This is a genomic window from Streptomyces sp. XY431 (assembly GCF_001279805.1).
Taxonomy (GTDB): domain Bacteria; phylum Actinomycetota; class Actinomycetes; order Streptomycetales; family Streptomycetaceae; genus Kitasatospora; species Kitasatospora purpeofusca.
In genome coordinates, this window is record NZ_LGDO01000112.1 from 1 (window position 1) to 13,088 (window position 13,088).

General features: G+C 74.5%; 12 protein-coding genes. 8 read left to right on the forward strand and 4 right to left on the reverse strand.

The genetic code is table 11. The annotated features are described in order from the left end of the window. Positions 1 to 203: 203 nt before the first annotated feature. Positions 204 to 590, forward strand: coding sequence for an RICIN domain-containing protein (locus ADK60_RS14240; RefSeq protein WP_053646158.1), 387 nt, complete (start codon positions 204 to 206; stop codon positions 588 to 590). Positions 591 to 660: 70 nt separating this feature from the next. Here ADK60_RS14240 and ADK60_RS14245 read toward each other — a convergent pair whose 3' ends face one another. After that, complete coding sequence (locus tag ADK60_RS14245; protein ID WP_053646160.1) at positions 661 to 3,813, reverse strand: AfsR/SARP family transcriptional regulator; 3,153 nt, start codon at positions 3,811 to 3,813, stop codon at positions 661 to 663. A gap of 185 nt (positions 3,814 to 3,998) precedes the next feature. On the opposite strand from ADK60_RS14245, the gene ADK60_RS14250 reads away from it, so the two are divergent. Continuing rightward, complete coding sequence (locus tag ADK60_RS14250) at positions 3,999 to 4,454, forward strand: carboxymuconolactone decarboxylase family protein (RefSeq protein ID WP_053646162.1); 456 nt, start codon at positions 3,999 to 4,001, stop codon at positions 4,452 to 4,454. 67 nt (positions 4,455 to 4,521) lie between these two features. Further along, positions 4,522 to 5,253, forward strand: coding sequence for a DinB family protein (locus ADK60_RS14255; RefSeq protein WP_079008352.1), 732 nt, complete (start codon positions 4,522 to 4,524; stop codon positions 5,251 to 5,253). A gap of 78 nt (positions 5,254 to 5,331) precedes the next feature. Here the strand turns inward: ADK60_RS14255 and ADK60_RS14260 are convergent, their stop codons facing one another. Beyond that, the gene (locus tag ADK60_RS14260; protein WP_045942127.1) at positions 5,332 to 5,733 is read right to left on the reverse strand and encodes a YciI family protein; all 402 of its coding nucleotides are present in this window, start codon (positions 5,731 to 5,733) and stop codon (positions 5,332 to 5,334) included. A 175-nt stretch (positions 5,734 to 5,908) separates the two neighbouring features. Here ADK60_RS14260 and ADK60_RS14265 point away from each other — a divergent pair, with 175 nt between their 5' ends. Next, positions 5,909 to 6,838, forward strand: a complete 930-nt coding sequence (locus ADK60_RS14265; protein WP_053646164.1) for an oxygenase MpaB family protein — start codon at positions 5,909 to 5,911, stop codon at positions 6,836 to 6,838. Between the two features lie 43 nt (positions 6,839 to 6,881). Here the strand turns inward: ADK60_RS14265 and ADK60_RS14270 are convergent, their stop codons facing one another. Beyond that, complete coding sequence (locus tag ADK60_RS14270; RefSeq protein WP_079008353.1) at positions 6,882 to 7,346, reverse strand: MarR family winged helix-turn-helix transcriptional regulator; 465 nt, start codon at positions 7,344 to 7,346, stop codon at positions 6,882 to 6,884. Positions 7,347 to 7,490: 144 nt separating this feature from the next. On the opposite strand from ADK60_RS14270, the gene ADK60_RS14275 reads away from it, so the two are divergent. The 3 genes from ADK60_RS14275 to ADK60_RS14285 all read left to right on the forward strand — a co-directional run bounded on the left by ADK60_RS14275 (position 7,491) and on the right by ADK60_RS14285 (position 11,215). After that, the gene (locus ADK60_RS14275) at positions 7,491 to 8,606 is read left to right on the forward strand and encodes a substrate-binding domain-containing protein (protein ID WP_053646166.1); all 1,116 of its coding nucleotides are present in this window, start codon (positions 7,491 to 7,493) and stop codon (positions 8,604 to 8,606) included. A 105-nt stretch (positions 8,607 to 8,711) separates the two neighbouring features. Further along, positions 8,712 to 10,199, forward strand: a complete 1,488-nt coding sequence (locus tag ADK60_RS14280) for an APC family permease (protein ID WP_079008354.1) — start codon at positions 8,712 to 8,714, stop codon at positions 10,197 to 10,199. Then, positions 10,196 to 11,215: an acetamidase/formamidase family protein gene (locus tag ADK60_RS14285; protein WP_053646168.1), complete on the forward strand. Its 1,020-nt coding sequence runs from the start codon at positions 10,196 to 10,198 to the stop codon at positions 11,213 to 11,215. Before ADK60_RS14280 ends, ADK60_RS14285 begins: the two co-directional genes overlap by 4 nt. Before the next feature lie 3 nt (positions 11,216 to 11,218). On the opposite strand, the gene ADK60_RS14290 is transcribed toward ADK60_RS14285, so the two are convergent. Then, a complete protein-coding gene (locus ADK60_RS14290; RefSeq protein WP_079008355.1) occupies positions 11,219 to 11,647 on the reverse strand; it encodes an SgcJ/EcaC family oxidoreductase in 429 nt (142 codons plus the stop codon). Between the two features lie 417 nt (positions 11,648 to 12,064). Here ADK60_RS14290 and ADK60_RS14295 point away from each other — a divergent pair. Next, on the forward strand, positions 12,065 to 13,088 hold a 1,024-nt coding region (locus ADK60_RS14295), incomplete at its 3' end, for an isopenicillin N synthase family dioxygenase (protein ID WP_053646172.1).

A 13,088-nucleotide genomic window follows, 5' to 3' on the forward strand; every position in this document is an offset into this window, starting at 1 on the left:
GGACACCGCGCCGGAGGCGTTCGGCGCGGTGTCCCGGGCCGCGGGACCGCCCGCCGACCCGGTCGCCGGGCCCCCGGCGCCCCCGACGGCTCCGGCACCCGCCCCGGCACCCGCCCCCCCCCCCGCCGCCCGGGACCCCCCCGACCGAGCCGCCGATCAAGCCGCCGACCCAGCCGTCCGGCCCGCTGCCCGCGCGCGCCCGGGTGTCCAACGCCGGGGCCGCGCTCTACGACCAGGGGTCCCTCGACCGGGACGGCAACCCGGTGGTGGTGGCCCCGGACGACGGCGGCCCCGGCGGCGTGTGGCAGTTGACCACGCGGGCCGGGGGCGGGTACTCCCTGTTCAACGGCGCCAGCCAGTACACCAAGGTCCTGGACCTGGAGGAGAGCGGTTCCCGGACCAGGCTGTCGCAGCCGGTTCCCAACCGGACGAACCAGGCCTGGACGTTCATCCCGGTGTCCGGCGGCTATCTGCTGGGCGTCCGGGGGGACGCGCTGCGCTGTCTGTCCGCCGCCGGTCCGAACGCGCCTGCCACGCTCCGTTCCTGTGAGGCCTCCGCCGACCAGATCTGGACGGTCACCGCAGCCTGACAACCCTCGGCGGCCCTGGCCCTCCTGACCTCCCTGGCTCCCTGGCCCTCCTGGCTCCTGGCCCGAGGGCTCAGGCCGGGAGCCAGGAGGGCCAGGGCCGCCGGGGCAGCCCGACCGGGTGGCCCTGGCCGAGCAGGGGCACCAGGCGTTCGGCCTCGGGCGAGCCGATCGGGGCCAGGATGTCGTGCGCCTCGGCCCAGCAGGCCCGGGCCCGCGCCCTGACGTCGGCCGCCGCCGGACCGTCGGCCTCCGGCGACGCGCCGGCCTCCGAACCCTCGACCGCAGCCGGGGAGCCGTTGGCCCCCGGACCACCGGCCGCCGCCGGGCCACCAGCCGCCGCCGGACCGTCGGCCAGCGCGTCGCCGAGTGCGGCCAGGGCCAGGCCGCGGCCCCGGTGGTCGCCGTCGAGGGTCAGCGCCTCGACCGCGCGTTCCGCCGCCTCGACCGCCTCCGGGCCGCGCCCGGCCGCGCGCAGCGACTCGACCAGCCGCAACAGGATCCGGCCGGTGCGCCGGTGGTCGGCCGGGTCGGTCAGGGCGAGCGCGGCCCGCCGGTGGGAGACCGCCCCGTCGTGCCGGCCGAGGTCGTGGGCGATCGATCCGAGCGCCTCCCGGGCCCGGGCCTCCAAGGCGTGGTCGGCCAGTTCATGACTCACCAGCAACGATTGGTCGATCACCCGGCCCGCCGCGTCGTAGCGCCCCTGCCCGGCGAACGCCCCGGCCAGGTCCAGCAGTTCGGCGGCCAGCGCCCGCCGGTCCCCGGACCGCTCCCGGACGGCGACCGCCGCCGAGAAGCCGGCCACCGCCTCCTCCGCGCGGCCGAGGTGGACGAAGCAGGCCGCGAGCGAGCCGTGCGCGAGGGCGAGCAGCGGCTCCGGCAGTCCGTGCGCGGTGCACAGGTCGCGGGCCCGGAGCAGTTCGGAGAGCGCCGAGGACGCGGAGCCGACCTCGGTCAGCAACCGGCCGAGCACCAGCCTGGCCCGGGCCTCGGCGGTGCGGTCGCCCTGCTCCAGGGCCGAGCGCAGGAGGGCGTTGGCGGCGTGTCCGAGCGGCCGGGTGGCGCGGCCGGAATCCGCCGACAGACAGACGCCCAGGAGGAGTTCGGCGAGGCGGTCGAGCGCCGGCGCCACCACCCCGGCGGCCGGGCGCGGGAGCTTCGCGCACTGGCCCACCAGCGCGCCGACGGCCACGTAGTCTCCGCCGGCGGCCGCGTGGCCCCTGCCGGCGACCGGGTGGCCCCCGCCGTGGGCCGCCGGGGCACCGGGGCCGGCCGTCACTCTCGCGTGGTGGTGGTCCACCAGCCGGGTCAGCACACCCACCCGCTCCGCCTCTGCCTGCTCCTGCGCCCCGGCGCCGTCCCCGCAGCCGAGCCGCTGGGCGAACGCCCGCAGCAGGTCGTGGTAGCGGTAGCGGTCCGGGTTCGCCGCGACCTCCAGCATCGAACAGTCCACCAGGGACTCGGCGAGCTCCTCGGCGACGGCCGCCGGCCGGTCCAGCACCGCGGCCACCTCCCCGGGCGACAGGTCCGGCACCTCCGGCACCGCCAACAACCGGAACGCGCGCGCCTGTTCGGCATCCAGCTGGTCGAAGCCGAACCGGAACGAGGACTCCACGGCGAGGTCCCCGGCCCGCAGCGCGTCCAGGCGGTAGCGGTCACCGCCGAGTTGCTCCACCAGCCGGGCGATGCTCCAGCCCGGACGGCAGGCCAGGCGGGCTGCGAGGATCCGCACCGCCAGCGGCAACTGCCCGCAGAGCCGCACGAGTTCGCAGGCCGCCTCGGGCTCGGCCGCGACCCGCTCGCCGCCCACCATCCGGGTCAGCAGGGTGACGGCCTCGTCGGCGGACAGCACCGCCAGCTCGGTGAAGCGGGCGTTGGGCAGCGCCCCGATCCGGGTCCGGCCGGTGACCAGGACGGCGCAGCCCGGACTGCCCGGCAGCAGCGGCCTGACCTGTTCCGCGTCGCGCGCGTTGTCGAGCAGCACCAGGACCCGCCGCCCGGACAGCAACGAGCGGTAGCGGGCGGCACGTTCGGCCAGGCCGGTCGGGATCGCCCCGCCGACCACGCCGAAGGAGCGCAGGAAGACCGCCAACGCCTCCTCGGGCCGGGTCGGGCGGCCGTCGGTGCCGTGCAGGTCGAGATGGAGCCGGCCGTCCGGGAACTCCCCGGCGAGGTCGTGCGCGACCTGCACGGCGAGCGCGGTCTTGCCGACCCCGCCCATGCCCGCGACCGCCGCCACGGGTACGCAGCCCGGCTCCCGCAGGGCGGCCCGCAGCGCTTCGGCCTCCGCCGCTCGCCCGGTGAAGTCGGCCACAGCCGCCGGGAGTTGGTCGGGAACGAGCAGAGTGGCCGGGTCCGCCCCGGCGGCCTCCCCCGGGAGCGTCGGCGCGACCTCCCGGGCGGCGACCTTCCGGGCCGCGACCTCCCGGACGGCGGGCGCCGTGAGCGTCCGGTCCGCCGCGAGGATCCGCCCGTGCAGCTCGCGCAGGCCCGGGCCGGGCTCGACGCCCAGCTCGGTGCGCAGCCGGCGGTCCGCCGTGCGGTACGCCTCCAGCGCGTCCGCCTGCCGTCCGGAGCGGTACAGCGCGAGCATCAGCAGTTCGGAGAGGCGCTCGCGCAGCGGGTGCTCCTCGACCAGGGCCGTCAGTTCGGCGACCGACCCGGTCCACCGGCCGCCCTCGCCACCGCGCGCGGCCCCGCCCTCCGCCTCGGCCTCCAGGCGTGCCTCCAGGACGGCGAGCCGCCGTTCCTCCCACTCCCGGCGCCGACGCTGCACATAGGGCCCGGGCACCCCCGACATCGGTTCGCCCCGCCAGAGCGCCAGCGCCGCCCGCAGGGCGGTGGCGGCCTCGGCGGGCCGCCCGTCGGCGCGCAGCATCCGCGCCCGGGCCGCCAGGGTCTCGCACCGGGCGGTGTCGAGGCCGTCGTGGTCGGCCACGAGCAGGTAGCCGCCGCCGAGCGAGGTCAGCACGTCCGGCCCGAGGATCCGGCGCAGCCGGTGCACATACGTCCGGATGACGCCGTGGGCGCTGGCCGGCGGCTCGTCGCCCCACAGGTCGTCGATCAGCTGGCCGCCCGACACCTGCCGACCCGACCGGAACAGCAGGGACAGCAGCAGCCCCTGCTGCTGCGGCGAACCGAGCGGCAGCTCTTCCCCGTCCCGCAGAGCGCGCACCGGTCCGAGCACCTCGAACCTCAGCCCGCCGGACCACCCGTCCTGGCCCACCTACCGACTCCCCCCACACCGGAACGACTCCCCCGTCCGCATGATAACCATCGGCATTCGCCCTGCTCAGATCGGCGGAACCCGCCGGCCTGCGGCGGCGGCGTGGATGGTTGACCTTGAGTGCACTCCAAGTCGTACGGTCGGCAGCACCGCACACCGAGGACGACCAGGGAACGGAGCCCCCCATGAGCACCGACAGCAGCGACAGCAACAGCACCGAGAGCAGCAGCACCGAGACCGTCGGCACCAGGCAGGAGCGGTTCGACCGGGGACTCGCCGTCCTCACCGCCGTCGACGGCGAGGCCGGGCAGCGGGTGGTCGACGCACTCGCCGACGTGCACCCCGAACTCGCGCACCAGATCGTCGCCTGGGGCTTCGGCGAGATCTACAGCCGCCCCGGGCTGAAGCCCCGCGACCGGCAGCTGGTGACCCTGGGCATGCTCACCGCGCTCGGCGGCTGCGAACCGCAGCTGGAGGTCCACCTCAATGCCGCCCTCAATGTCGGCCTCACGCCCGCCGAGATCACCGAGGTGCTGCTGCACTCCGCCGCCTACTGCGGCTTCCCGAAGGCCCTGAACGCCACGTTCGTCGCCAAGAAGGTCTTCGGAGAGCGCGGCCTGCTGCCCGTCGGGGCGCAGTGAGGGCGGCCCGGTCCCGCCGCCGGAAAATCCGGTGAACGGACCGGGCCGCGGCGGAAGACTGGCCGCCATGACCGAGACCGAGACCGAGGCCAAGACCGAGACCGAGACCAGGACCGACCCTCCCGGGACCTCCTCCGGACCGGCGGCGTTCAAGAAGGACCTGCGGACCTATCTGCAGGACGCCAGGGACGCCCTGCTGTGGAAGCTGGAGGGGCTGTCCGAGTACGACGTCCGCCGCCCGCTGACACCGACCGGAACCAATCTGCTGGGGCTGGTCAAACACGCGACGGCGGCGGAGGCCCTCTACTTCGGGGAGACCTTCGGGCGGCCCTTCGAGGCACCCCGGCCGTGGATCACCGGGGACGCCGAACCGAACGCGGACTTCTGGGCGACCCCCGAGGAGAGCCGGGAGTTGATCGTCGGCCAGTACCGCGCGGCCTGCGCGCACGCGGACGAGACCATCGCCGCGCTGCCGCTGGACGCCGTCGGCCGGGTGCCGTGGGGCGACCGCAGTGCGGTGACGCTGCACCACAGCCTCGTCCACATGACCGCCGAGACCCAGCGGCACGCCGGACACGCCGACATCGTGCGGGAGCTCGTCGACGGCACGACCGGGCAGCGCCGGGACGGCGAGAACACGGCCCCGGGGGACGAGGCGTGGTGGGCCGCCCACCGGGCCCGGGTCGAGCAGGCCGCCCGGACGGCGGCGGAGCACGCAGCGGCGGACGGGGCAGCGGTGGACAGCGCAGCAGCGGCCGGGGCAGCAGCGGCCGGGGCAGCGGCGGCCGGGCGCCTCTGACGCCCGGCACCACGCGGTCCGGCCGGGCCCGCCCACGGGGGTGGTGGGCCCGGCCGGACCGCGTTCACGCGTCGGTGCTCACACCTCGACGGGCGACTCCGACATGATCCGGCGCACCTCGACCGGCATGCCGAGCGGCTTCCCCTCCGGCCCGGGGGCGGCCGAGACCTTGGCCGCGACCTCGATCGCCCGCTGCTGGGTGCCGCAGTCCACGATCCACCAGCCGGCCACCCACTCCTTGCTCTCCGCGAACGGCCCGTCGGTGACCACCGGCACGCCGCCGCCCTGCGCGCGGACGATCCGGGCGGTCTCCGGCATGTCCAGGCCCTGGGCGTCGACGAGTTCGCCGGTGCCGGCCAGCTCGGCGTTCAGGTCCCGCATGTACTGGACGTGGACCCGGACGTCCTCCAGCGGCCAGTCCTCGACCTTCGGGAAGTCGACGTCGTTCTTGCTGAACTGCATCAGCAGCATGTACTTCATGGTCGCGCTCCTCGTTCGTGGTGGGCCTGCACCGAGGGGTCGGAGCCGACCGCACGGTCTCGACATCGCCGGCCGGAATTCCGGGAAGATTCTTTCGCGGGCCCCCGACCACCCCGGCGGGCCCGGCGGGGGTGCCGTTGACCCGGCCCTGACCAGGACTCTAGGGTCGGGGCCCGTGCAGCGATACGACTGGCTGAAGAAGATTCAGCACATGGACCCGGAGACCGAGTTCACCGAGATCTACCGGATCAGCAGCTGGTACGAGTTCCCGTGGGACTACACCCAGTCGCTCAGCTTCGCGCTCTACCGCACCTACGCGGTGCCCAGCATCGGCCGACTGCTGGCCGGGACCGGCGAGTTCACCCGGCGCACGCAGAAGCGCTACGACGACACGGTGCTGATCCTGGAGGCGGTGGTCGAGCACGGCTTCGACTCCTCGCAGGGCCGCGAGGCGATCCGCCGGATGAACGGGATGCACCGCCGGTACGACATATCCGACGCCGACTACCGCTACGTGCTGTCCACGTTCGTGGTGACACCCAAGCGCTGGATGGACGACTACGGCTGGCGGCGGCTCTCCCCACACGAGATCCGGGCGAGCGTCAACTACTACCGCGAGCTGGGCCGGCACATGGGCCTGGTCGACCTCCCGGAGACCTACGAGGAGTTCGAGCAACTGCTCGACGACTACGAGCGCGAGCACTTCGCCTTCGACGAGGGCGGCCGGGCGGTCTCCGACTCGACGCTCGGCCTGATGGCCTCCTGGTACCCGGCGCCGCTGCGGTCCTCGATGCGGCTCTCCTCGCTCTGCCTGCTCGACGACCCGCTGCGCGAGGCCTTCGGCTACCCGGCCCCCTCGGCGCCGCTGCGGCGCGCCGTGCGGGCGGGGATGCGACTGCGGGGCCGCTTCGTCCGCCTGCTCCCGCCCCGCCGCCGACCGCACCTGGCCCGCGACGGCTGGCAGGTCCGCAGCTACCCCGGCTACCCGTACGGCTACCGGATCAGCGAACTGGGCACCTTCGACGACACACCCCGCTCGGCCGGCTGCCCCTTCCCGCACGCAGCAGCGGACGGAAAGGGCCCCCGGCCGGGCGACACACCCTGACCCGCCCGCCACGCCGGGCCCCGGCCGGTCAGACCCCGGCCGGTCAGGCTTCGGTGAGGTGGCGCAGCAGGGGGCCCGGGTCGGTGGAGCCGCAGGCGGTGCGGACGGCGGCGTCGTGGGCGGCGGCGAGGGCGTCGAGGCGTTCGAGGCGGATCAGGCCGCGCCGGGAGAGGTGGGCGGTGATCCGGCGGCGGTCCTGCTCGTCCTGGCGGCGGTAGGCGAGGCCGGCCTCGGTGAGGGCGTCGACGAGGCGGCTGAGGCTGGCCTGCGGGATGAGCAGCGCCTGGGCGAGGTCACCCATCGAGCGGCCGGCGTCGTCGGTGAGGCAGCGCATGACCCGCCACTGGTCCAGCGTGCAGCCCTCGGCCTCCAGGCGGGCGGCCAGGTCGCGGGCCAGTCGGCGCTGGGCGAGGGTGAGGAGCTCGATCAGCAGCGGCTCGTCGGCGGCGGTGCCCCCGGTCGGGACGGTGCCCGGGGTCGAGGTGCCGGGGGTGGCTGGTGGTGTCATGGCCGTCTCGCTCTCCCCGCCGCTCTTGCTGTCGTTCCGGCCGTCGTTCCAGCTGTCGTTCCGGCCGTGGCCGGTACGGTCGGCCCGCCCGGCCTTCCCGGGCCCGCTTGGCCGGACCGGCTGCCATGACGATACTCGCAAGCCATGGGCGCCGACGTGAAGCTGCTGGAGCCACTCGACGCGCTGCACCTCCCCCGCGAGGCACCGGCGCTGAGGGTGGGCCTGGTCGTGCCGCAGTCCGGCCCGCTCGGCCTGACCGGGCCCTCGGCGCTGGACGGCGCGCTGCTGGCCGCGCACGAGGTGAACGCCGGCGGCGGGGTGCGCGGCCGGCCGCTGGAACTGGTGCTGGTGGACGGCGGCGGCCGACCGGACGCGGTGGCCCGGGAGGTGGCGCTGCTGCTGGACGCCGGGGCGGTGGACACGGTGGCGGGCTGCCACTCCAGCGATGTGCACCGGGCCGTGGAAGCGGTGACCACCGGTCGGGCGGCGTACGTGTTCACCCCGCCGCACGAGGGCGGGACGCGGCTGCCGGGCGTCGTCTGCACCGGGGCGGAGCCGGCCCGCCAACTGGCCGGGGTGGTCGAACGGCTCACCGGGCAGCACCGGCTGCGCCGGTGGGCGCTGGTCGGCAACGACTACATCTGGCCCCGCGCCGTGCACCGGGCGGCCGGGTCGGCGGTGGCCCGGGCCGGGGCGCGGGTGGTGCTGGACCGGCACCTGCCGTTCGGAACCGCCGAACGCGGGCTGGAGCCGCTGCTGGACGCGCTGCGGACGCTGCGGGCGGACGCGCTGCTGCTGAGCCTGATCGGCGCCGACCTGGTGCGGTTCAACCGGGCGCTGCGCCGCACCGGCCTGGACCGGCGGCTGGTGCGGCTGTCCGGCGCCCTGGAGGAGAACAGCCTGCTCGCGTACGGCGGTGACACCACCGGCACCCTGTACGCCGCGATGCCGTCGTTCGCGAGCCTCGGCGAGGAGCGGCGGATGCGGCTGGCCGAGCGGCACCGGGCGGTGTTCGGCCCGTACGCGCCGGTGCTGGACGCGTACGCGGTGGGCCTCTACGACGGGCTGCACCTGGTGGCGGCACTGGCTGCGCGCGGGGAGCTGGTCGCGGACGGGGGGCTCGCGCGGGCGGCAGCGCGCCTGCTGTGCGGGGAGGGCCCGGCGGTGCGGCGGGCGTGGGCGCGGGCCCCGCTGGGACCGGCCCGGGAAGGGGTGCACCTGGCGCGGGCGGAGGGCCTGGGGTTCACGGTCCTGCCGTGAACGGCGGAGTGCCGGGCAACCTCCCGCCAAAACCCTTCCATTTGGAAATAACTGGCTCTAGTCTCTCCCACCACCACCCCGGGTCGTCACGGAAGCGAGCCCCCCATGTCCGAAGCACCCGCCCCGCCCTCCGGCCCCGTCAGCCCCTCCGCGCCCGGCGACCCCTCCGCGCCCGTCGGCATCGAGGGCTACGGCTACCGGCAGGAGCTGCGCCGCTCCCTGCGCTTCACCGACCTGCTGGTCTACGGCCTGGTCTTCATGGTGCCGATCGCCCCCTTCGGCATCTTCGGCAGCGTCTTCCAGGGCTCGGGCGGCATGGTCGCCCTGGCGTACGGGCTCGGGATGGTGGCGATGATGTTCACCGCCCTCTCCTACGCCCAGATGTCGCGGGCCTTCCCGATGGCCGGCTCGGTGTACACCTACGCCGGGCGCGGCATCGCGGCGCCGGTCGGCTTCCTCGCCGGCTGGATGATCCTGCTGGACTACGTCCTCGTCCCCGGCCTGCTGTACCTGATCGCCGGTGTGGCGATGAACTCCCTGGTGCCGGCCGTCCCGGTCTGGCTGTGGCTGGTCGGCTTCGTGCTGCTCAACACCGCCGTCAACTACCTGGGCGTCGAGATGACCTCGAAGGTCAACAAGGTCATGCTGGTGGGCGAGTTGCTGGTGCTGCTGGTCTTCGTCGGCTTCGGCCTGGCGGCGCTGGCCGCCGGCAAGGGCCGCGGCTTCGACCTCACGCCCGTCTACAACTCCCAGACGTTCTCCTGGAGTCTGGTGTTCGGCGCGGTCTCGGTGGCGGTGCTGAGCTTCCTCGGCTTCGACGGGATCTCCACCCTCTCCGAGGAGAACCGGGACTCCACCCGGGCCATCGGCCGGTCGATGATCGCCGCCCTGCTGCTCGCCGGTTCACTGTTCGTCGCCCAGACCTGGATCGCCTCCCTGCTCGTCCCGGACCCGAACGCGCTGATCGCCGAGGGCGATCCGGACGGCACCGCCTTCTACGACGCCGCCCGGGTCGCCGCCGGCGGCTGGCTCGCCACCGTGACGGCCGCCGCCACCGCCGTCGCCTGGGGCTTCGCCAACTCCCTGGTCGCCCAGGCCGCCACCTCCCGGCTGCTGTACGCGATGGCCCGGGACCGGCAGCTGCCCGCCTTCCTCGCCAAGGTCCACCCGGGCCGCCGCGTCCCGGTGAACGCCACCCTGCTGACGGCGGGCGTCTCGCTCGTCCTCGGCCTCTGGACGGCCTCGCGCGAGGACGGCATCACCCTGCTGTCCACGCTGGTGAACTTCGGCGCGCTGACCACCTTCCTGGTCCTGCACGTGTCCGTGGTGGTGCACTACCTGGTGCGGCGGCGCAGCCGGGACTGGTGGCGCCATCTCCTCGCCCCGGCCGCCGGATTCGCCGTCCTGGCGTACGTGGTCGTGAACGCGGACATCGCCGCCCAGCGGCTCGGCTTCGTCTGGCTGGCGATCGGCGGGCTGGTCCTGGCCGGACTGATGCTCTCCGGCCGCCGGCCGAACCTGACGGCGGTCGCCGCCTCCCCCGACGCCCCCTCCCCCTCCCACAACTCGCCGTTCAGCAAGGAGAACCAGTGAGCCTGCCCGACGTCGTCACGCTCTCCCCGACCCCCGACGAGTACGCCTACACCTTCGGCGGAAGCGCCCCGCTGTTGACCGTCCGACCCGGCACGATCGTCGAGTTGACCACCGAGGACTGCTTCGGCGGCCGGGTCCGCGGCACCGGCGACCTGCCGAGCGAGGTCTGCGAGTTCCCCTACCTCAACCCGGTCACCGGGCCGATCGCGGTGGCCGGCGCCGAGCCCGGCGACACCCTCGCGGTGCACTTCGTGGAGATCGCCCCGGCCCGGGACTGGGGAATCTCCAGCACCTTCCCGCACTTCGGCGCGCTCACCGCGACCCACAGCACCGCGATGCTGCACGCCCCGCTGGAGGAACGGGTCTGGGTGTACGAGCTGGACCGGGCGGCCGGGATCTGCCGGTTCCAGGCCCGGGTCGGCGACTTCACCGCCGACCTGCCGCTCGACCCGATGCACGGCACGGTCGGCGTCGCCCCGGCCGGCGGCGAGACCCTGATGTCGATCACGCCCGGCGCGCACGGCGGCAACCTCGACACCCCCGAGATGCGGGCCGGTGCCACCGCCTACTTCCGGGTCAACGTGCCCGGCGGCCTGCTCGCCGTCGGCGACGGCCACGCCCGCCAGGGCGAGGGCGAGGTGTGCGGCACGGCGGTCGAGACGGCGATGCGCACCACGGTCGTGGTCGACCTCGTCAAGGGCGGCGGGCCCGCCTGGCCCCGGCTGGAGGACGACCGCTACCTGATCTCCACCGGTTCGGCCCGGCCGCTGGAGGACGCCTTCCGGATCAGCCAGCACGATCTCGTCGGCTGGACCGGGGAGTTGCTCGGCCTGGACACCCTGGACGCCTACCAGCTGGTCAGCCAGGCCGGCCTGGCGCCGGCGGCCAATGTGTGCGACACCAACTACACCATGGCCGCCAAGCTGCCCAAGTCACTGCTGGGCCGCACCCGGGCGTACGACGGCCTGCACGACCGGCTCCGGGCGACCGCGGCCGCCTACCTCCGGCACCGGTAGTCCTTACTGCTCCGAGGCCACCAGGGTGTTCTGATTGGCCGTCAGCAGCCAGCGGCCGTCCTCCTTGGCCATCACGTACAGCGGGCTGCCCTCGTCGCCGACCTGCTCACCGGCGGCGTCGAGGTACCGCTGGCGGACCTTGACGGCGGCGACGTCGGGGCGGACGAAGAACACGTGCGCTACCTCGTAGCTGGCGGTCCGGCCGGTTCCGGCGAAGGCCCCGGGGAGCACCTCGCGAGTGAACTCGGCGATCGCGTCCCGGCCGAGGAGGACCTTGCCGTGCCCGGTGGTCCAGATCGCGTCCTCCCGGAAGAGGTCGATGAACACCTCCGGGAGTTCATTGACCTGCGCGTGCTCGACGGTGGCGACAACCTGCTGGATGGCGGCGATCTCGGCCTCGACGGAACCGGCGTTCATGAGTGCGTTGTTCATGCGGACAATCATGGAACCTGAAGCTCGCTTGAGGTCAAGCCCCGAACGGGGCGCACCCGCCCTCCCGAGCGGGCGGCCAGGAATCACGGCACCCCACCCCTTGCCGGGACGGCGCGGCGGGAGCACTATCTCGGCATGCCCATGCCATAGACCCCAGCCCCCGACGCCACCACCCGAACGGTTGATCTAGGCTGGTGACGTGCTCATACTCGTTCGCCGTCGCCACGTGGACCTGCTCCGCGTGACCAGCATGTCCTGTCGACGCTCCAGCTGAACCTCGCACCCCACCCTCAGCGCGGCCCCCACCGGCCGCGTCCCCCCTCCCCGGCCCCGGGCACAGCCGCCGCACCAGGCGCGTCCCCGGCATTCCCGGTCACCACCGGAGCCGGCCGGGACGAGACCCAGCGGATGTCATCCATGTCGCAGCAGCACCCCACCACCACCTCGGCCACCCTCCCGACCACCGAGGACGCCCTCCCGGTGATCGACCTCTCGCTCGCCCACGGCAGCCCGGCGGACCGCACCCGGCTGCACGACGCGCTCCGGGCCGCCGCCACCGGTGTCGGCTTCTTCCAGCTCGTCGGCCACGGGGTCACCCCGGCCGAGACGGACGCCCTCACCGACGCCATGCGGGCCTTCTTCACCCTCCCCGAGGCCGACCGCCTCGCCGTCGCCAACCTCAACTCGCCGCACTACCGCGGCTACACCCGCACCGGCGACGAGCGCACCGGCGGCAGCCAGGACTGGCGCGACCAGCTCGACATCGGCGCCGAACTGCCCCCGCACGTCCCCGGCCCGGGCGAACCCGCCTACTGGTGGCTGGAGGGCCCCAACCAGTGGCCGGCGGCCCTGCCGGCACTGCGCGACGCCGCCCTGACCTGGATCGACCGGCTCGGCGCCGTCGCCCGCACGCTGCTGCACGAACTCCTCACCGCGATCGGCGCCCGCCCGGAGTTCTACGACTACGCCTTCGCCGGCCACCCGCACCTGCGGCTCAAGCTGGTCCGCTACCCGGGCACCGCCCCGGACGGCGCCGGCCAGGGCGTCGGCGCCCACAAGGACTACGGGTTCATCACCCTGCTCCTCCAGGACACCGTGGGCGGCCTCCAGGTGCAGCGCGCCGACGGCTCCTTCCTGGACGTCCCGCCGATGCCGGGCGCCTTCGTGGTCAACCTCGGCGAACTGCTGGAGGTCGCCACCGACGGCTACCTGAAGGCCACCAGCCACCGCGTGGTCAGCCCGCCCGGCGCCCGCGAGCGCTACTCCGTCCCGTTCTTCTACAACCCGCGCCTGGACGCCCACATCGAGCCGCTGGACTTCCCGCTCGCCCACCACGCCCCCGGCGCCACCCAGGACCCGGCCAACCCCCTCTACGCCGACTTCGGCTTCAACGAGTGGAAGGGCTACACCCGCGCCCACCCCTGTCTCTTATACACATCTC

What these genes read in the sequence shown, in the direction of transcription:
- ADK60_RS14275 (WP_053646166.1), top strand. Translation starts at nt 7,491, where the DNA reads ATGGGCGCCGACGTGAAGCTGCTGGAGCCACTCGACGCGCTGCACCTC.
- ADK60_RS14255 (WP_079008352.1), top strand. Translation starts at nt 4,522, where the DNA reads ATGACCGAGACCGAGACCGAGGCCAAGACCGAGACCGAGACCAGGACC.
- ADK60_RS14270 (WP_079008353.1), bottom strand. Translation starts at nt 7,346, where the DNA reads ATGACACCACCAGCCACCCCCGGCACCTCGACCCCGGGCACCGTCCCG.
- ADK60_RS14280 (WP_079008354.1), top strand. Translation starts at nt 8,712, where the DNA reads ATGTCCGAAGCACCCGCCCCGCCCTCCGGCCCCGTCAGCCCCTCCGCG.
- ADK60_RS14260 (WP_045942127.1), bottom strand. Translation starts at nt 5,733, where the DNA reads ATGAAGTACATGCTGCTGATGCAGTTCAGCAAGAACGACGTCGACTTC.
- ADK60_RS14250 (WP_053646162.1), top strand. Translation starts at nt 3,999, where the DNA reads ATGAGCACCGACAGCAGCGACAGCAACAGCACCGAGAGCAGCAGCACC.
- ADK60_RS14290 (WP_079008355.1), bottom strand. Translation starts at nt 11,647, where the DNA reads ATGAACAACGCACTCATGAACGCCGGTTCCGTCGAGGCCGAGATCGCC.